At 70.5% G+C, this 18,532-nt stretch carries 11 protein-coding genes; 5 read left to right on the top strand and 6 right to left on the bottom strand.

Annotation, left to right across the window (positions count from 1 at the left end; genetic code table 11):
• Positions 1-58: 58 nt before the first annotated feature.
• The gene (locus OIE74_RS02145) at positions 59-2,416 is read left to right on the top strand and encodes an AbfB domain-containing protein (protein WP_443076001.1); all 2,358 of its coding nucleotides are present in this window, start codon (positions 59-61) and stop codon (positions 2,414-2,416) included.
• A 110-nt stretch (positions 2,417-2,526) separates the two neighbouring features.
• Here OIE74_RS02145 and OIE74_RS02140 read toward each other — a convergent pair whose 3' ends face one another.
• Entirely contained in the window at positions 2,527-3,573 is a 1,047-nt protein-coding gene (locus OIE74_RS02140) for a serine hydrolase domain-containing protein (protein ID WP_329377776.1), read from the bottom strand.
• Between the two features lie 525 nt (positions 3,574-4,098).
• Between OIE74_RS02140 and OIE74_RS02135 the strand changes: the two genes are divergently transcribed.
• Together OIE74_RS02135 and OIE74_RS02130 are read left to right on the top strand one after the other, a co-directional pair.
• The gene (locus tag OIE74_RS02135; RefSeq protein ID WP_329377774.1) at positions 4,099-6,978 is read left to right on the top strand and encodes a carbohydrate-binding protein; all 2,880 of its coding nucleotides are present in this window, start codon (positions 4,099-4,101) and stop codon (positions 6,976-6,978) included.
• 20 nt (positions 6,979-6,998) lie between these two features.
• Complete coding sequence (locus tag OIE74_RS02130; protein WP_329377772.1) at positions 6,999-8,726, top strand: ThuA domain-containing protein; 1,728 nt, start codon at positions 6,999-7,001, stop codon at positions 8,724-8,726.
• 94 nt (positions 8,727-8,820) lie between these two features.
• Here the strand turns inward: OIE74_RS02130 and OIE74_RS02125 are convergent, their stop codons facing one another.
• Together OIE74_RS02125 and OIE74_RS02120 are read right to left on the bottom strand one after the other, a co-directional pair.
• Positions 8,821-10,527 (bottom strand): glycoside hydrolase family 13 protein, encoded by a 1,707-nt coding sequence (locus OIE74_RS02125; RefSeq protein WP_329377770.1) that lies wholly within the window; start codon positions 10,525-10,527, stop codon positions 8,821-8,823.
• Between the two features lie 36 nt (positions 10,528-10,563).
• Positions 10,564-12,915 (bottom strand): alpha-galactosidase, encoded by a 2,352-nt coding sequence (locus tag OIE74_RS02120; RefSeq protein ID WP_329377768.1) that lies wholly within the window; start codon positions 12,913-12,915, stop codon positions 10,564-10,566.
• Positions 12,916-13,160: 245 nt separating this feature from the next.
• Here OIE74_RS02120 and OIE74_RS02115 point away from each other — a divergent pair, with 245 nt between their 5' ends.
• On the top strand, positions 13,161-14,324 hold the full coding sequence (locus tag OIE74_RS02115) for an ROK family transcriptional regulator (RefSeq protein ID WP_329377765.1): 1,164 nt from the start codon (positions 13,161-13,163) through the stop codon (positions 14,322-14,324).
• 160 nt (positions 14,325-14,484) lie between these two features.
• On the opposite strand, the gene cynS is transcribed toward OIE74_RS02115, so the two are convergent.
• Positions 14,485-14,928 carry a cyanase gene (gene cynS / locus OIE74_RS02110; protein ID WP_329377763.1) on the bottom strand — a complete coding sequence of 148 codons (444 nt, stop codon included), beginning with the start codon at positions 14,926-14,928 and terminating at the stop codon, positions 14,485-14,487.
• A gap of 109 nt (positions 14,929-15,037) precedes the next feature.
• On the bottom strand, positions 15,038-15,871 hold the full coding sequence (locus OIE74_RS02105; protein WP_329377761.1) for an alpha/beta fold hydrolase: 834 nt from the start codon (positions 15,869-15,871) through the stop codon (positions 15,038-15,040).
• Between the two features lie 150 nt (positions 15,872-16,021).
• Between OIE74_RS02105 and OIE74_RS02100 the strand changes: the two genes are divergently transcribed.
• Positions 16,022-17,350 (top strand): aminotransferase-like domain-containing protein, encoded by a 1,329-nt coding sequence (locus OIE74_RS02100; protein ID WP_329377758.1) that lies wholly within the window; start codon positions 16,022-16,024, stop codon positions 17,348-17,350.
• Between the two features lie 60 nt (positions 17,351-17,410).
• On the opposite strand, the gene OIE74_RS02095 is transcribed toward OIE74_RS02100, so the two are convergent.
• Positions 17,411-18,382 carry an acetylxylan esterase gene (locus OIE74_RS02095; protein WP_329377756.1) on the bottom strand — a complete coding sequence of 324 codons (972 nt, stop codon included), beginning with the start codon at positions 18,380-18,382 and terminating at the stop codon, positions 17,411-17,413.
• Positions 18,383-18,532 lie beyond the last annotated feature (150 nt).

The following is an 18,532-nucleotide window of genomic DNA, read 5'->3' as shown; positions in this document are numbered from 1 at the left end:
TGCCTGCGGGCCGCATCAGCACCGTCCTCGCCCGTATGACCGAGGAGGGCAATCGACCATGCACGCCTCGTACGACCCGTACGCCTCGCTGCCACGCCGCGCGAGCGCCTGGCTCGGCGCACTGCTCCTCCTCTGCGCGAGCCTGGTGATGACCGCCGGCCCGGCCGAGGCGAAGTCCGCCGCCTGGCAGCCCAAACCGTCCCCGATGACCACCCCGTGGACCAATCAGGTCCCGGTCGACAACCCGCTGCCGGAGTATCCGCGCCCCCAGCTCACCCGCCCCGACTGGGTCAACCTCAACGGCATCTGGGACTTCGCGGTCACCGCCGCGAACGCCGGGCAGCCCGCCACCTTCCCCGAGCAGATCAGGGTGCCGTTCGTCGCCGAGTCGGCCCTCTCCGGGATCCAGCGCAAGATCACCCAGAGCGACAAACTCTGGTACAAGCGGAACTTCACCGTGCCGGCGGACTGGAACGGCCGCCGTGTCCAGCTCAACTTCGGGGCCAGTGACTGGCAGACCACGGTCTGGGTCAACGGCCGGCAGGCCGGCGCGGCCCACAGCGGCGGCTTCGACGCGTTCACCTACGACATCACGCCGCTGCTGACGCCGGGCGGCACCAACACCGTCGTCGTCTCCGTCTTCGACCCCTCCCAGACCGGCGGTCAGGCCGTCGGCAAGCAGCGGATCAACGACGTCACCCCGCATCCCGGCGGCGGCATCTTCTACACGGCGGCGTCCGGCATCTGGCAGACCGTCTGGCTGGAGCCCACCGCCTCCGCGCACATCACCCAGCTCGACATGGTGCCCAGCCTCTCCGACAGCACACTGAAGGTGACCGTCCGGGGCGCCGGCGCCGCAGGCCGGACGGCCAGGGTGACGGTCTCCTCCGGCGGTACGACCGTGGCCACCGCCACCGGCCCCGTGAACAGCCAGCTCTCGGTGGCGATCCCGGACCCGCGTCTGTGGACCCCCGAGGATCCGTTCCTGTACGACGTGCGGGCCGACCTGCTGCCGGGCACGGGCGGCGGCACGACCCTCGACTCGGTCGGCAGCTACGCCGGGATGCGCTCCATCTCCGTCGGCAACGTCGGTGGGGTCCAACGCCCTCTCCTCAACGGCGAGTTCGTCTTCCAGACCGGCACGCTCGACCAGGGCTACTGGCCGGACGGCATCTACACCGCGCCCAGTGACGAGGCGCTGCGGTACGACCTCCAGAAGCACAAGGACCTCGGCTTCAACATGGTCCGCAAACACATCAAGGTGGAGCCGCAGCGCTGGTTCTACTGGGCGGACCGGCTCGGTCTGCTGGTGTGGCAGGACATGCCGGCCATGGACACCCGGACCCCGGACAGCGCCGCCCGTGTGCAGTGGGAGGCCGAGTACGACCGGATCATCGACCAGCACCGAAGCTCGCCGTCACTGGTCATGTGGGTCAATCAGAACGAGGGCTGGGGGCAGTACGACCAGGCCAGGATCGCGAACGAGGTCGAGGCGTACGATCCCTCCCGCCTCGTCAACAACATGAGCGGCGTCAACTGCTGCGGCTCCGTGGACGGTGGCAACGGCGACGTCATCGACAACCATGTCTACGTCGGTCCCGGCACCACGACACCGACCGCCACCCGTGCGGCCGTCCTCGGTGAGTTCGGCGGGCTGGGCTGGAAGGTGCCCGGACACGAGTGGTACCCCGGCGGCGGTTTCAGCTACGAGGACCAGGCGAGCGTCGCCGCGCTCAACAACCGTCTCGTCGGCCTCATCGACACCATCCGCGAGAATCAGATGCCCAGCGGACTGTCCGCGTCCGTCTACACCGAGATCACCGATGTGGAGAACGAGGCCAACGGCCTGCTGACGTACGACCGGCAGGTGGTCAAGGTCGACGCGGCCCGGCTCCGGGCCGCCAACCTCGCCCTCGTCGAAGCCTCGCGCAACCCGCCGCCACCTGTCACGCTGCCCACCGGCCGGCACAAGTCGCTGCGGGTGACCACACCCGGTCACACCGGCAAGTACCTCCGCCATCAGGACGGGCTCGCCTTCACCGCGCCCGTCGACGCGAACAGCGACGCCCTGCTGAAGAACGACGCCACCTGGAAGATCGTCCCCGGGCTCGCGGGCAGCGGCTGCTACTCCTTCGAGTCACGCAACTACCCCGGGCAGTATCTGCGGCACCGCGACTTCCGCGTCTACAAGGAGGCGGGCGACGGATCGGCGCTCTTCCGGGCCGATGCCACGTTCTGCGCGCTGCCCGCCGCCGGGGGAGTGCGGCTGGCTTCGTACAACATGGCCGGCGCCTATCTGCGGCACATCAACTCGGAGGTGTGGATGGCGACTCGGGGTGGTGCGCGGGCCTGGGACAATCCGGCCTCGTTCACGGAGGACACGACCTGGTCCGTCGACAACCCCTGGGTGGGCTGAACAAGCGGCCCTCGGAGGCTGGCCCAGGCGGATGCCCGGTGGTGCCGCTCCTGCCCAGGAGCGGCACCACCCGACCCGAAGCATCCGTTGCCCGAACGACGACAACGGCGTTACTGAGACACGCCCTTGCGCCCGGCGCACAGCGCCGCGTCCACCGTCCCCCGTAAGCCGCTCAGCGGGATGCTCGCGACCCCGTACCCGTAACGGCTGCCTCGTGGATAGACGTCCCGCCCGCCGACGTCCGTCGTGTCGTTCGTCATCTGCCGCACCGCCCAGCCGGGCAGCAGCCGGCCCTCGAAGAGCCCCGCCCAGAAGGCGTTGAGGTCCTTCTGGGTGGACACAAGGCCGCCGGAGGGCCCGGACATGCCGCGCGGGGTCGGCTCCCCGCGTGCCGGCCAGTATGTGTCTTTGAGGCCGAGGGGGCCCAGCACGGTCCGTTCGATGTGGTCGCGGTGGTTCTCGCCCGACGTGTTGTTGATGAGGAGGCCCAGGACCAGATAGTTGGTGTTGGAGTACCCCCAGTCGGCGCCCGGTTCGAAGTCCTGGTCCGCGGCCAGCGCGAGCGCGAGGTGGTCCTCGTCCGTGTACGGGCCGCCGCTCCAGTCGATCAGGCCGGTGTACTCGGGCAGTCCGCTCCGCTGCTTCAGCAACTCCCGTACGGTGACGGGGTTTTCCCCCAGCTGCGGGACATAGCGCCGGGCGGGCGAGTCGAGCCGTACCTTGCCGTCGGCCACGAGCCCCATCACCGCGGCCGCGGTGAACGCCTTCGTGTCGCCGGCCAGTCGGAAGCGCGCGTCGGCGTCGACAGCCGGCCGCCCCGTCCCGGCCTGTGCCGTCCCCGCCGTGTACGTCCGGCTGTTGACATACGCGAGGGTGCCCGGCGCCCCGTCCCGCTCGACCAGCACGTCGAGTTGGTGCTGTACGCCGCCGGGCCGGGCGGCCTCCCGCGCGTTGGCGGCGGGGGCGGCCGTGGCGAGGAGCGCGGGCGCCAGCAGCGCGGCGACCACGACACGGCGGCCGTGCCTGCCCGCGCCGGTGATGCCCGTACCGGCACCGGTCCGCGGCCAGGTCGGGGTCGCGGTCTTGGTCCCGTTGTCGGTCCTGTTGTCGGTCCTGGTCTCGGTCTCCGTGGCTGCGGCGGTCATCTCGCGGCTCATGGTGAATCCCTCCTTGTACGTGGCCCCCCGGCAACGTCCCGGCCGATGAAACGAGCTTGATCCCTCGGGGCCGTGAGATCAGGGGGGCTGGACGCCACATCGGGGGGTGTAGCCACCTCCACCGTGCCGTTGCGGCTGTCCGCAGGGTCCGCTGTCCTGACGATCCGTCATCTCCCGCGACTGCGGCATTTGTTCAGTGTGCGAACGCAATCCCAGATGGGTGTCGGTAGCCGCGATTCCTCCACCGGACCGCTCCTCGCGGCTCCCTGACGCGACGGCGGTCCACGGCAATTTGGATGGACCCTTGACAAATTATGGTCCCGTTGCCAGCATGCGAAACTCTCGCGGGTTTCCCGCGAATGTTCGGTGCCGCATCACATGCCCTTGCACGGATCAGTACGGCTGCTTTCCGGGTGACGGGACATCACCCGGACGGCAGGTTCCTCCCTGAGTGAGACACGGTGGCGCGCTCGCCCGCGCTTCCGCCTGCCTCACCCCCCATGATCAGGTAAGGAAGGAAGCTCGATGTCAGGACTCTCAGGACGGCCGCGCCCGAGACAGAAGTGGCTGAGGTGGCTCGCGGTACTGGGTCTGGTGGTGGGTGGCGGCGCGATCAGCGTCCCCACCGCCGCCGCCCACCCGGGCCACCCCGGCCACGAGGCAGCACCCGCAGCACCCGCCGCCATTCCGGCCGGCGACTATCAGCAGGTACAACTCGCTCTCGGTTCAGCCGAGTTGGGCGAGGCGATGTCACTCGCCGTACTGCCCGACCGTGCCGTCGTGCACACGGCGAGGGACGGAACGGTCCGCTACACCGACGCCGCGGGCAACACGAAGTCGGCGGGCAAGCTCGACGTCTACACCCATGACGAGGAAGGCCTCCAGGGGATAGCCGCCGACCCGGACTTCCAGAGCAACCGGTATCTGTATCTGTACTACTCGCCCAAGCTCAGCACCCCGGGCGGGGACGCGCCGGTCACTGGCAACGCCGCGGCGTTCGAGCCGTGGAAGGGCCACCTCAACCTCTCGCGCTTCACGCTCAAGGCCGACAACACGCTCGACCTGGCCAGCGAGAAGGTCGTACTCGAAGTCCCCAACGACCGCGGCCAGTGCTGCCACGTCGGCGGTGACATCGACTTCGACGCGGCCGGGAATCTGTACCTGACGACGGGCGACGACACGAACCCGTTCGAGTCATCCGGCTACTCGCCGATCGACGAACGAAGCGACCGCAACCCGCAGTTCGACGCCCAGCGCTCGTCGGGCAACACCAACGACCTGCGCGGCAAGGTCCTGCGGATCAAGCCGACCGCGGCCGGCGGCTACACCGTGCCCTCCGGCAACCTCTTCGCCCCGGGTACAGCGCAGACGCGTCCCGAGATCTACGCGATGGGCTTCCGCAACCCGTTCCGGATGTCCGTCGACAAGGCCACCGGCATCGTCTACCTCGGCGACTACGGCCCTGACTCCGGTGTCACCAACGCGAGCCGCGGTCCCAGCGGCCAGGTCGAGTTCAACCGCATCACCGCACCGGGCAACTACGGCTGGCCGTACTGCACCGGCACGAACACGGCCAACGAGACGTACAGCGAGTACACCTTCCCCAGCGGCCCCTCCGCCGCCAAGTACAACTGCGCCGCGCCCGCGAACAACTCGTTCCGCAATACCGGCCTGCCGACCCTGCCCGCCGCCAAGTCGAGCTGGATCAAGTACGGCGGTGACGCGGGCAGCCCGCCCGAGTTCGGCGGCGGCTCCGAGTCGCCCATGGGCGGCCCCGTCTACCGCTACGACGCCAACCTCAACTCGAACGTGAAGTTCCCGCAGTCGCTCGACGGCCGCTTCTTCGCCGGTGAGTACGGCCGTAAGTGGATCAAGGCCATCGAGGTCAAGGCCGACGGCACCCCCGGCGTCATCGAGGCCTTCCCCTGGACCGGTACGCAGGTCATGGACCAGGCCTTCGGCCCGGACGGCGCGCTGTACGTCCTCGACTACGGCACCGGCGGCAACAACCAGGCCCTGTACCGCGTCGAGTACGTCGGCGCCGCCAACCGCAACCCGGTCGCCAAGGCAGCGGCCGACAAGGTGTCCGGACCCACCCCGCTGACCGTCGCGTTCTCCTCGGCCGGCAGCTCCGACCCCGAGGGCAAGGCACTCACGTACTCGTGGAACTTCGGCGACGGCACCACGTCCACGGCCGCCAACCCGAGCCACACGTACACCACCAACGGCACCTTCCGGCCGACGCTCACGGTGCGCGACCCCGAAGGGCTGACCGGCTCCGCGAGTCTGGTCGTCACGGCGGGCAACACCGCGCCGACCGTGACCCTCCAGACCCCCAAGGACGGCCAGCTGTTCTCCTTCGGTGACACCGTGCCCTTCCAGGTCACCGTCAGCGACCCGGAGGACGGGACCATCGACTGCTCCAAGGTCAAGGTCACCTATCTGCTCGGCCACGACGAGCACCGGCACCAGATCACCCAGACCACCGGCTGCTCCGGCAACCTCAGCGTGCCCGCCGACGGGGAGCACGACAGCGCGGCCAACATCTACGGGGTCTTCGACGCCGAGTACACCGACGGCGCCGGGCTGACCACGCACAGCGCCCGTATCCTCCAGCCCCGGCACCGGCAGGGCGAGCACTTCGGCGCCCAGTCCGGCATCGAGATCGCGGCCCACGGCAACGCCGAGGGCGGCAGCACCGTCGGCTTCACCGACAACAACGACTGGGTCTCCTTCAAGCCGTACAACGTGGCCAACGCCAACAGGTTCACCGCCCGGGTCGCCTCCGGCGGCGTCGGCGGCACCCTGGAGGTACGGGCCGGGTCCGCGACCGGCACGCTGCTCGGCTCGGTGGCCGTGGCACCCACCGGCGGCTGGGAGAACTTCGTCGACGTGTCGGGGAACATCGCCAACGCCCCTGCCGCGACAACCGAGTTGTTCCTCGTCTTCAAGGGCGTGACCGGCCAGGGCAATCTCTTCGACGTCGACGCCTTCACCTTCGCCACCGGCACCGGCGGCTCCAGCCAGACCGTCGAGGGCGAGTCGTACAGCTCGGGGCAGGGTGTTCAGGCGGCCGACCACGCCCCGGCGAGCGGCGGCAAGACGCTCGGGCACATCGAGAACGGTGACTGGGCGGGGTACGCATCCGTCCCGACGGCCGGGACCAAGACCTTCTCAGCGAAGATCTCCTCGGCCGGCGCCGGCGGCACCGTCACCATCCGGTCGGGCTCGGCAACCGGCGCCGTCCTCGGCAGCGTCGCCGTCCCCAACACCGGCGGCTGGGAGACGTTCCAGAACGTCTCCACCGCGCTGACCGGCACCGGATCGTCCGGGACGCTCTTCCTCACCTTCAGCGGTGGGGCGGGCTCGCTCTTCGACATCGACACCCTCACTCTCACCAAGTGACGCGAGTCAAGGAGACAGTGATGCTCCGTCAGCTCCGCACCCTGCCGAAGACCGCGGCCGCGGCCTTCGCCCTCACACTCGGCCTCGCCGCGTCACTTCTGGCACCGGCCACCGCGGCCCAGGCCGCCGACCCCGCCTACCGGGTTCTCGTCTTCTCCAAGACGGCGGGCTTCCGGCACGACTCCATCCCGGTCGGTACACAGACCATCCGCGACCTCGGCGCGGCCAACAACTTCACCGTCACCGCCACCGAGGACAGCACCGCCTTCACCACGTCGAACCTGGCCAACTTCAAGGCCGTCGTCTTCCTCTCCACCACCGGCGACGTGCTGAACACCAGCCAGCAGTCGGCGCTCCAGGGGTATGTGGACGGTGGCGGCGGCTACTTCGGCATCCACGCGGCGGCCGACACCGAGTACGAGTGGCCGCAGTACCAGCAGCTCGTCGGCGCCTGGTTCAAGAGCCACCCGGCGATCCAGCGGGCCACGGTGAAGAACGAGGACCGGTCGCACGCGGCCACCTCGCACCTGGGCCAGACCTGGTCCCGTACCGACGAGTGGTACAACTACCGCACCAATCCCCGCCCGCAGGTCCGGGTCCTCCAGAGCCTGGACGAATCCACCTACAGCGGCGGGGAGATGAGCGGGGACCACCCGATCACCTGGTGCCACCCGCAGGGCAACGGCCGGTCCTTCTACACCGGACTCGGCCACACCCAGGAGTCGTACGCCGACCCCGCTTTCCGGTCACTGCTGCTCGGCGGCATCCGGTACGCGGCGGGCTTCGCCAAGGCCGACTGCCGCGCGGAGACCGGCTACACCCCGCTCTACAACGGCTCGACGACCGGCTGGTCCCAGGCCGGACCCGGCAGCTTCACCAACACCGACGCCACGCTGAACTCGCAGGGTGGCATGGGCCTGTACTGGTACCGGGCTAAGGAGTACGCCTCGTACTCCCTCAAGCTGGACTGGCGCATGGCCGGGGACGACAACTCCGGTGTGTTCGTGGGCTTCCCGGCCTCCGACGACGTCAACACCTCGGTGAACCAGGGTTACGAGATCCAGATCGACTCCACCGACGCGGCCGACCGGACCACCGGGTCCGTCTACGGCTTCAAGGCGGCGGATATCACGGCGCGGGACAACGCCCTGAATCCGCCGGGGAGTTGGAACACGTACGAGATCCGGGTGGAGGGGGAGCGGCTCCAGGTCTTCCTCAACGGCGTACGGATCAACGACTTCACCAACACCGACCCGGTGCGCTCGCTCCAGCAGGGACACATCGGGATCCAGAACCACGGCACCGGTGACGACGTGTCCTTCCGCGACATCAGGATCAAGGAACTCGGCGGCACCAACCCGCCCCAGACCACCACCTACGAAGGGGAGTCCTACACCTCCAGCCAGGGTGTCCAGCCCGCCGACCACGCTCCGGCGAGCGGAGGCAGGACGCTCGGCCACATCGAGAACGGCGACTGGGCGGGCTACTCCCAGGCGTCGCTCACCGGGGCGAAGACCTTCGCGGCGAGGGTCTCATCGGCCGGCGCGGGAGGCACCGTCCAGATCCGCTCGGGCTCGGCGACCGGACCCGTCGCCGGTTCGGTCGCGGTGCCGAACACGGGTGGCTGGGAGACGTTCCGAGACGTGTCCACCATCCTGACGGGCACCCCGACCGGCCCGCTGTTCCTCACCTTCACCGGTGGCGGCGGCGCCCTGTTCGACATCGACACCTTCACGATCGGCCGATAGCCGGCCGGTAGGCGGCGCCGTACCTATGGCGCCGCCGAGTTGGCCCCGGGGGATCCATCCCTCGGGGCCAACTCATTGTCCGGAGCGACGCGGATCAGGCCGGGCGGTGGCGGCGGTGGACCCTTGCCTCCCAGGGCGCGAGCGTCACTGTCGTGCCGAGCGGCGCGGGGCCCGGGACATTGCCGATCAGCAGGCCGGCATCGCGCCAGCCGTCGTCCGGCAGGGCGGCCTCCGCCGTGTCGCCGGTGAAGTTGCCGAGGACCAGCAGCTCGGTCGCCGCACCGTCCGCCCCCACCAGCCGCCGGGTATACGCGTACACCCGCGGATCGTCAGGCAGCAGCATCGTGAAGTCGCCGTGCGCCACCACCGGTTCCGAGTGCCTCAGTGCGATCAGCCTGCGGTAGTGGTGGAAGACGGACGACGGATCGGCGTACACCGCTTCCGCGTTGACCTCGGTGTGGTTCGGGTTGACCGGGATCCACGGGGTGCCGGTGGTGAATCCGGCGTGCGGGGAGGCGTCCCACTGCATCGGCGTACGGGCGTTGTCACGCCCCATCGCCCGCAGCCCCGCCAGCACGCGCACCGGGTCCGTGCCCGCGTCGACCGCCTCCGCGTAGTGGTTGAGCGACTCGATGTCGCGGAAGTCGTTGATGGAGGTGAACGGGGCGTTGGTCATGCCCAGTTCCTCGCCCTGGTAGATGTACGGGGTGCCCCGGTGCAGATGCAGGACGGTGGCCAGCATCGTCGCGGACCTGACCCGGTGGCCGGGCCCGTCGTCGCCGAAGCGGGAGACCACGCGCGGCTGGTCGTGGTTGTTCCAGTAGAGGCTGTTCCAGCCGGTCCCGCTGAGGCCGTCCTGCCAGCGGCCGAGGGACGCCTTGAGGTCGAGCAGGTTCAGCGGCCGTACATCGAACTTGCCGTCGCCGTGGTCGAGTCCGACATGCTCGAACTGGAAGACCATGTCCACCTCGGCGCGCGCCGGATCGGTGAAGAGCCTCGCCTCATCGACGGTCACGCCGGGCATCTCGCCGACGGTGAGCAGCCGTTCGGGGCGCCCGGCGAAGACCTCGCGGTGCATCTCCTGGAGGAACTCATGGATCCGGGGCCCCGCGCCGTGGTGCGTGCGGTCGGCGAGCGCCGGGTCCTTCGAGATGAGGTTGATGACATCCATCCGGAAGCCGTCCACGCCCCGGTCGAGCCACCAGTTCATCATCCGGTGGACGGCGGCGCGGACCTCGGGATTCTCCCAGTTGAGGTCGGGCTGTTTGCGGGAGAAGAGATGCAGGTAGTACGCGTCACCCGGCTCGTCGTACTCCCAGGCCGGGCCGGAGAAGAACGAGCGCCAGTTGTTGGGCTCCGCGTCCGGAGTGCCGGGGGCCGAGCCCTGCCGGGCCGGCCGCCACCAGTAACAGTCGCGCTTGGGGCTGTCCGGTCCGCGCCGGGACTCGGTGAACCACGGGTGCTCGTCGGAGGTGTGGTTGACGACGAGGTCCATGACCAGCTTCATGGACCGCGCGTGGACGGCGGCGAGCAGATCGTCGAAGTCCGCCAGTGTGCCGAAGGACGGATCGATGTCCTGGTAGTCGCTGATGTCGTAGCCGTTGTCGTCCTGCGGCGACGGATACACCGGCGACAACCAGAGGACGTCCACGCCGAGTTCGGCGAGATGGTCCAGCCGGGAGATGATGCCGCGCAGGTCCCCCACGCCGTCGCCGTCGGAGTCGGCGAAGCTGCGCGGATATATCTGGTAGACGACCGCGGACTTCCACCAGGGCCCGGGGGAGGGGGAGTCGGTGCTCATGTGCCTGAACCTCGCTTGCCTTTTCGTCGGTCGCGGTCAGAGTCCGCGTGCCTCCACGAGCACGAGACGTTCCGGGAAGAGCGTCGGTGCCCGCACCCCGGCGACGGCCAGCATCCGCCCGGTCAGTTCCACCCCGTCCGCCTGCCCCCACCAGAGCGGGTCGGACCGGTGGGGTCCCTCGGCGCGGTCGCCGGGCCGGTACGGCCGCACCCGGTAGCGCGCGTCCGCGTCGAGCCCCGGCAGCCTGACCTGGCCGGCCGGAGACATCACGCTGGTCGCCGTCTGGACCAGGGCGTACAGCGCGCGCGAGCGGTCGGGCGACACCACTCCGTGCACCCACAGCGCCGGATCGGGATGGTCGCCGTGGACGACCGTGCCGGTGTGCAGCAGCGGCCGGAGCTCCTTGTACGCGGTGACCCACTCGGCGAGCCGGGCGCGCTCGGCGGGGTCGGCGGCGGTGAGATCCCACTCGACGCCGAAGTGACCGAAGAGCGCGGTCCCGGCCCGGAAGTCGAGCGTATGGGCCCGGCCGGTGGTGTGCGCGACAGGCGAGCCGACATGGGCGCCGAGGAGCTCGGGCGGCAGCAACAGCCCTGTCCAGCGCTGGATCTGCTGCCGTTCGAGTGCGTCGATGCAGTCGCTGGTCCAGACGCGGTCGGTGCGCTCCAGGATGCCGAGGTCGATCCTGCCGCCGCCGGAGGAACAGGACTCGATCTCCAACTCCGGGTGCCGGGAGCGCAGTTCGTCCAGGAGCCGGTACGCGGCGGAGGTCTGCGCGTGGACCCCGGCGGCGCCAGTCGGACTGTGTCCGGCCTCCACGAGATCCCGGTTGTGATCCCATTTGAGGTAGTCGATGTCGTACTCGGTGACCAGCGCGTCGAGGCGTTCCAGCAGATAGTCGTACGCCCCGGCGTGGCCGAGGTCGAGCACCTGCTGCTGACGTGACTCCGGCGGGAGCCGCCCGCCCGTCGCGAGGATCCACTCGGGGTGCGCGCGGGCGAGGTCGGAGTCGGGATTGACCATCTCGGGCTCGACCCACAGCCCGAACTCCAGCCCCAGGGACCGGACATGGTCCACCAGCGGACGCAGCCCCTCGGGCCAGACGGTCTCGTCCACGTACCAGTCGCCGAGCCCGGCGCGGTCGTGCCGGCGGCCCTTGAACCATCCGTCGTCCAGGACGAACCGTTCGGCGCCCACCTCGGCGGCGGCGTCCGCCAGTGCCGTGAGCCTGCCGAGGTCCTGCTGGAAGTAGACGGCCTCCCAGGTGTTGAGCGTGACCGGCCGGGGCCGCCTCGGGTGGTGGGTCCGGGCGCGCAGCTGCTGGTGGAAGCGCCCGGCCATCTCGTCCAGCCCATGGCCGTACGACCCGATGATCCAGGGACTCGTGTACGACTTGCCGCCTGTCAGCAGGACTTCGCCCGGGAGCAGGGTCTCGCCGCCGCCGAGCAGGGACACCCCGGCGGGGGTGCGTTCGGCCAGGGTGCGGTGGTTGCCGCTCCACGCCACATGCAGACCCCAGACCTGACCCGTACGGAATCCGAAGCCGCGCTCGCCCGCGAGATGCAGCAGCGTCGCGTCGGTGCCCGTGCGGCCCCGCCGGTTCTCGCGGAGATGCGTGCCGAGCGTGAACTCGTGCCGCTGCGGGCTGCGTTCGCGCACATGCCGGCCGGTGAGGTCGAGGAGTTCGGTGGCGTGCGCGGGCACGGGGAGGGTGAGCAGCAGACCGTCGAGGACGTACGGGCGCTCGCCGGTGTCGCGGTTGGTGACGGTGGCACGCTGCCGTACGAGCCCGGAAGGGGTCAGCTCGATCTCCAGCACGAGGCCGAGCCGGGCGTGCTCGTCCACGGCGTCGACCGTGAGCGCGTGCGCATCGGGAAGGTCCGGCATGCGGACGGTACGGATCGAGCGGACGGTGAAGGCGGTGGAGAAGTCGGCCCCGTCGCGGTGCCCGGTGAGGCCCGGCGTACCGAGCCAGCCGGCCGAGTGCTCCGGCAGGAGCGAGAGCGGTACGGGCAGATCGAGGGTGTTGGACATCTGCCGGGCGGCGCCGGCCGTGGCCAGCTCGGCCAGGGCGTGTTTGAGAAGTCCCGTCTGGCCCACGGCGTCTGGCACGCGCGCTCGCTGCGTTGTCGGAGTCATCCAAGTACGTCCGGTCCATCTACGGGGCTGATCCTCCGCCTTGCGATCGCACGCACCAGACGCCGTGGGCCCCGCCCGATGGGCGGACGACGCTACTTCTAAAACACGCCCTGGTCCCGTCGCCGCGATGTCACCGAGATCGTCGCCCCAGTGGAGCACGCGGGGCAGCCGGTCGCCGGTGCAGTCCAGGACCAGGCTCGTACCCGGCGCGCGGAGGTGGAGGTGGCCACGGGCGGCACCGGTCTGCATACGGCTCCTCGGGTTGTCCGTCGTCCATCGGCCACCGGGCGGCCCGTGCCTGATCTCGTAAGCCTCTTTAGTTTCAGGGTGGAAGTTTTCGTCCGTCAAGAGGCGGGTGCTGTGTGTTCCATGTGGCGAAAACAGATCCCTGGAGGAATGTTTACTTCCGGTGTGGAAGTAAATGAGAGCGCCTGGCAGGATGGGCGGACCACTCGACCGGCGTCGCCCCGCCGCGGAAGGCCCCTCCCTTGTATGTGACTCCAGCGCCGTGGACCCCGCTCTCGGGCGCCACGCACGCCGTCGCCCTGGAAGTGCTGCTGCGCGGCCCGCTGTCCCGCAGCGAACTCGCCCGCCGGCTCGACCTGTCCGCGGGCAGCCTCACCCGGCTGGCGAAACCGCTCCTGGACAGCGGACTCCTCGTCGAGTCGGGTACCAGCCACGAACCGCGTGCCGGGCGCCCCACCCGACCGCTCGACATCGTCGCCGACGCGCACCACTTCATCGGCGCCAAGATCACCCACGAGTCCGTGCACGCCGTACTGACCACGCTCCGCGCCGAGGTCGTCGCCTCCGCGCGGGCGGACCTGCCGGACCGCGACCCGGCCTCGGTCGTCGCCGTCCTGCGCTCGCTCGCGGCCGAACTCGTTGCCCAACTCCCCCCGGGGACAACGCACATCGCCGCCGCCGGAGTCAGCCTGGGCGGCTGTGTGGCCGACCACGCGACGGTCACCCAAGCGCCCTTCCTGGAGTGGGAGGACGAGGTACCGCTCGGCGCCTTGCTCTTCGACGCCCTCGGGGTGCCCACCGCCGTCGACAACGACCTGCTCGCGCTCACCCGCGCCGAACACTGGTTCGGCGCCGCACGCGGTCACGACCGCTTCGCTGTTCTCACCGTCGGAGCGGGCATCGGTTACGGCCTCGTCGTCCACGACCGCGTCGTGGACAGCCCCGACGCCGGGGTCGGCCTCCTCGGACACTTCCCGCTGGACCCCCTGGGACCGCTCTGTCCGCGCGGGCACCGCGGCTGTGCGACCGCCATGCTCTCGATGGCCTCCCTCCGCGCCGCCGCCTCCGTCGGTCTGCGGCGCGACGTCCCGTACGACGAGTGCCTCGAACTGGCGGCGGCCGGCGACCCGGTGGCCGGGCCGCTGGTCATGGCCTCGGGACGGGCCCTGGGGCGCCTGATCGCCGCCGTCGCGAACCTCACCCTCACCACGGAGATCGTCCTGACGGGCGAGGGGTCACGGCTGGCGGAGGTGGCGGACGAGGCGCTGCGCGACGGCCTCGCGTACGACCGGGATCCGCGGGCGGCGGCCGTCTCGCTCGACGTACGGCCCGTGGACTTCGGCCTCTGGGCACGCGGCGCGGCGGTGACCGCCATCCAGGCGTACGTACTGGGGCGTGCGCCACGGAGTTGAGTCTCCCGCCGGGGGAGACACGAGAGTTGGATTCATGGACGGCGACACGCTCCACCCGCGTTACCTCCAACTGCTCGCCGTCATCAACGGATGGCGGGCCCCGGCGCTGGACTGGTTCACGCGCGCCCTGAGCGCCCGCACGCCGGCGTAGGCAGACCCGTCACCACTGGTACGGGAGGTACTTGCCGTCGAGCGTGATCACCACGCGGTCACCGGCGGGGTCCGGCACGCGCCGGACGTCCAGCCGGAAGTTGATGGCGCTCATGATGCCGTCGCCGCACTGTTCGTGGATCAGTTCCTTGATCGTCGGACCGTAGACCTGGACGACCTCGTACAGCCGGTAGATCGTCGGATCGACCGGCACCGCCGCGTCCAACGCCCCGCGCGACGGCTGGAGTTGGAAGGCGACCGCGGCGTCCTCGCCCAGTTCCAGGAGCGCCGCCGCCCTGTTGGCGTCGTCCTTCTCCATCGGATGCTGGCCAAGGAGCGCGGCCGTGGTCCAGGCGAGCGGTTTGCCGACGGTTTCGGCGAGTTGGGCCCAGGTGATCCCCGTCCTCACCTTGGCCTCGCGGACGGCTTCGGCGGCTTCATGCTTGCTCAGCATGTGCGTTTCCCTTCCCGACTGCGGCCCTGCTGGCGCGCGGCCAAAGCATAGGAGAGACGGGACCGGAGGGGTACGGTCCCTCGGGGTGCGACGGCGCGGGCACTCGCGGTCAGCCGCGAGGAGCAATGGGCGGCAGGGAGTCGAGGAATGAACCGAGCACCGCGTCGAACTCCGCCCGCCGCTCCAGGTTGGGCAGATGCCCGGCTCCCTCGATGACCGCGAGCCTCGCGCCGGGTATCCCCTCACTCAGCACGCGCGCGTCGGCGACCGGCGTGTACTCGTCCTCGCCGCCGACCACGACGAGCGCCGGCACCGTGACACGCCCCAACATGGCGACGTAGTCCGGCCGTTCGGCCCGGCCCCGCAGGGCCGCTGCGGCTCCCTCGGGCGGCGCGCCGCGCATCATGTCCCGTACGTGCCCGGCCACCGCGGGCAGAGCGTCGACGTTGCGGGGCGCCACCATCTTGGTCAGCACCTCGTCCGCGTACGGCCCCATCCCCTCCAGCAGGAGCCGGTCGGCCATCGCGTTGCGCGCCACCTTGCCCGCCGCCGTCTCGGCGGCGGCGAAGGTGTCGGCCAGCACCAGGGCCCGGACCCGCTCCGGGAAGAGCCGGTAGAACTCCAGGACGATCTGGCCGCCCATGGAAAGGCCGCCCAGTACGGGACGGTCCACGCCCAGCCGGTCGAGGAGCGCGGCGATGTCCCACGCGAAGGTGGTGAGTGTCGTCGTGCCGGGCACGACGGTGCTCCCGCCGTAGCCGCGCAGATCGGCGGCGATCACCCGCCGCCGGGGGCCGGCGAACGTCTCGATCTGGGGCCGCCACATGGAGCGGTCGAACGGATGCCCGTGTACGAGGACCAGGACATCGGCGCCGCCCTCAGCCCCGTCCCCACCCGCGTCGTCGTAGGCGAGGGTGATGTCGTGAAGCGTCGTGGTGCTCATGTCCGTGTCCTTCGCTCGTCGCCGGCCCGTGAGGCGTCCGGCTTGCGTCTCGATGCTAAGTGGTGCAATATCTCGATGCAATGACGAGATTGATCTCGGTGCAATCTGCGGAGCCGCAATCCGCCATCCGCACTCCGGGGAGGGGCCGCCATGGAGGACTACCGCCTGATCGCCGACCAACTGGCGGCCGACATCCGGGCCGGGCGTCTGCGCCCGGGGGAGCGGCTGCCCCCGCAGCGGCCGTTCGCCCGGAGCCGTAAAATCGCCAACTCCACGGCGGCCAGGGTCTACGGCGAGCTGATCCGGCGCGGACTGGCCGTCGGGGAAGTGGGCCGCGGGACCTTCGTGCGCGCCGCGCCGCCCGGTCCGCAGCCGACGCTCACGGAGCCCAGCGAGGCCAGGGTCGACCTGGAGGTCAACTTCCCCGTACTGCCCGAGCAGGCCGAACTCCTCGCCGCCGGTATGGCACGCATACAGCGCCCCGACGTACTCGCGGCAAGCCTTCGCCCGCTCGGCGGCTCCGGATCCGCAGCCGCCCGCGAAGCCGCCGTGCCGCTCCTCGCACGCGCCGGCTGGACACCCGACCCGGAGCGGATCCTCTTCGCGGGCAACGGCCGCCAGGCGATCGCCGCTGCCCTCGCGGCCTGCGTCCCGGCCGGGGAACGGCTGGGCGTGGAGGAGTTCACCTATCCCGTCGTCAAGGGCATCGCCGCCCGCCTCGGGATCACCCTCGTCCCGCTCGCCATGGACGAGTACGGACTCCTGCCGGAGGCATTGGCCGCCGCGCCGCCGCTACGGGCCGTCTATCTGCAGCCCACGCTCCACAACCCGCTCGGCATGACGGCCCCGCCCGACCGCAGGGCTCAACTCGTCGAAACGATGCGGGCGTTGGATCTGTACATCATCGAGGACGCGATCTACGGATTCCTCCGCGACGACGTCTCCCCGCTCGCCGGCCTCGCCCCCGAACGCACCATCGTCCTCGACAGCATGTCCAAGCGGCTCGCGCCCGGACTGACGCTCGGTTACGCCGTGGCACCGCCCGGCTTCGAGCAGCGCCTGGCCTCGGCCCTGCGGTCGGGAGCCTGGTCGGCGGGCCGGTTCGCCCTCGACGCCGCGACGCAGTGGACGACCGACGGCACGGCCGCCGCGATCGGGCGCGCCAAGCGCGCCGATGCCGTGGAGCGCCAGCGGATCAGGGCCGAGAGCCTGGCGGGCTTCACCGTCCACGCCGACTCCCGTGCCTACCACTGCTGGTGGGAGCTGCCCGACCACTGGCGCGCCGAGACCTTCGTGGCCGCCGCGGGCCGCCACGGCATCGCCATCGCGCCCGGCGCCGCGTTCACCGTCGGCACCGGACGCGCCCCGAACGCCGTGCGGCTGGCCCTGGGCACTCCCTCCCACCGCACGCTCACCGATGCCCTGGACCTCCTCGCCACGCTCGCGCGCGGCACACCGGAGGACGCGGCGCCGGAATGACCGTGCGCCGCGCCGCGCCGCGCCGCGACGACCGGCGAGAGACGAGAGACGAGAGAACTGTCAAGCCGTCAGACGGGGCGGCAGCCAGCCCAGTTGGGCCTCCTCCTGATACTGCTCGCCGCCCTCGTGGTCGTTGAACTCGTACACCTCTATGGTCCGGTCCTCGTGCGGATAGGCGTTGAACGCCGCGAACACCGTCGACGGCGGGCAGGTCTGATCCTCCAGGGCCGCCGAGAACATCGCGGGGGCCCGGCCGCGCGCCGCGAAGTGGACCCCGTCGAAGTAACTGAGCGTCCGCCGGACCAACTCGCCCCGGCGGCGGTAGGTGTTGAGGTACTTGCCCACCTCCCGGTACGGGTGCCTGTCGGTGAGCGTCGTCGCCCGGGGGAAGTCGCAGAGGAACGGGACGTCGGGCGCGATCGCCACCAGGTCCGGCACCAGGCCGGACACCGCCAGCGTGATCCCGCCGCCCTGGCTGCGGCCGATCGCGGCCGTGCGGGAGGCGTCGGCGAGCGGATGGGAGCGGGCGGCCTCCACCGCGCGGACCGCGTCGGTGAAGACCCGGCGGTAGTAGTACTCGTGCGGGTCCTCGATGCCCCGGGTCATAAAGCCGGGGAACGCGGACGCGCTGCCCACCGGGTCCGGGGTGTCGCTGCCGCCCCACCCGGCGCCCTGGCCCCGGGTGTCCATCACGAAGTACGCGAAGCCGGCCGATGGCCAGAGCAGTCGCGCGTGCGGCAGCCCGCGCCCGCCGCCGTAGCCGACGAACTCGACCACCAGGGGCAGCGGTTCACGGGCCCCCGCCGGCAGGACGAACCAGCCCTTGACCGGGTGGCCGCCGAAGCCGGCGAAGGTCGCGTCGTACACATCGACGGTCGACAGACCCGTCTCGACGGGCTTGAAGACCGGGTTCAGATCGTGGGTGCGGGCCTCGGCGAGAGTCGTCGCCCAGAAGTCGTCGAAGTCGGCCGGTTCCACGGAGCGGCTCCGATAGCTCCGTAGCTCGTCGAGGGGCAGATCGAACAGGGCCATGTGCGGTATCACCTCGGGTTTCGCGGGCGGACGAGCACACCGTACGTCCCGCGTGCCCGTCGCAGAAGTGCCCCGGGAGAGACGAGGCGGGACCGCCCAGGACTCGCAGGGGTGTGCGAAAGAAGTTTTGGCGATCTCTTGACCGGCGCC

Source organism: Streptomyces sp. NBC_01716 (assembly GCF_036248275.1).
Lineage (GTDB): Bacteria > Actinomycetota > Actinomycetes > Streptomycetales > Streptomycetaceae > Streptomyces.
This window is presented reverse-complemented; position numbering and strand designations above follow the sequence as displayed.

Coding starts and splice junctions, on each gene's coding strand:
- OIE74_RS02145 (WP_443076001.1), top strand. CDS start 59: ATGCACGCCTCGTACGACCCGTACGCCTCGCTGCCACGCCGCGCGAGC.
- OIE74_RS02140 (WP_329377776.1), bottom strand. CDS start 3,573: ATGAGCCGCGAGATGACCGCCGCAGCCACGGAGACCGAGACCAGGACC.
- OIE74_RS02135 (WP_329377774.1), top strand. CDS start 4,099: ATGTCAGGACTCTCAGGACGGCCGCGCCCGAGACAGAAGTGGCTGAGG.
- OIE74_RS02130 (WP_329377772.1), top strand. CDS start 6,999: ATGCTCCGTCAGCTCCGCACCCTGCCGAAGACCGCGGCCGCGGCCTTC.
- OIE74_RS02125 (WP_329377770.1), bottom strand. CDS start 10,527: ATGAGCACCGACTCCCCCTCCCCCGGGCCCTGGTGGAAGTCCGCGGTC.
- OIE74_RS02120 (WP_329377768.1), bottom strand. CDS start 12,915: ATGCAGACCGGTGCCGCCCGTGGCCACCTCCACCTCCGCGCGCCGGGT.
- cynS (WP_329377763.1), bottom strand. CDS start 14,928: ATGCTGAGCAAGCATGAAGCCGCCGAAGCCGTCCGCGAGGCCAAGGTG.
- OIE74_RS02105 (WP_329377761.1), bottom strand. CDS start 15,871: ATGAGCACCACGACGCTTCACGACATCACCCTCGCCTACGACGACGCG.
- OIE74_RS02100 (WP_329377758.1), top strand. CDS start 16,022: ATGGAGGACTACCGCCTGATCGCCGACCAACTGGCGGCCGACATCCGG.
- OIE74_RS02095 (WP_329377756.1), bottom strand. CDS start 18,382: ATGGCCCTGTTCGATCTGCCCCTCGACGAGCTACGGAGCTATCGGAGC.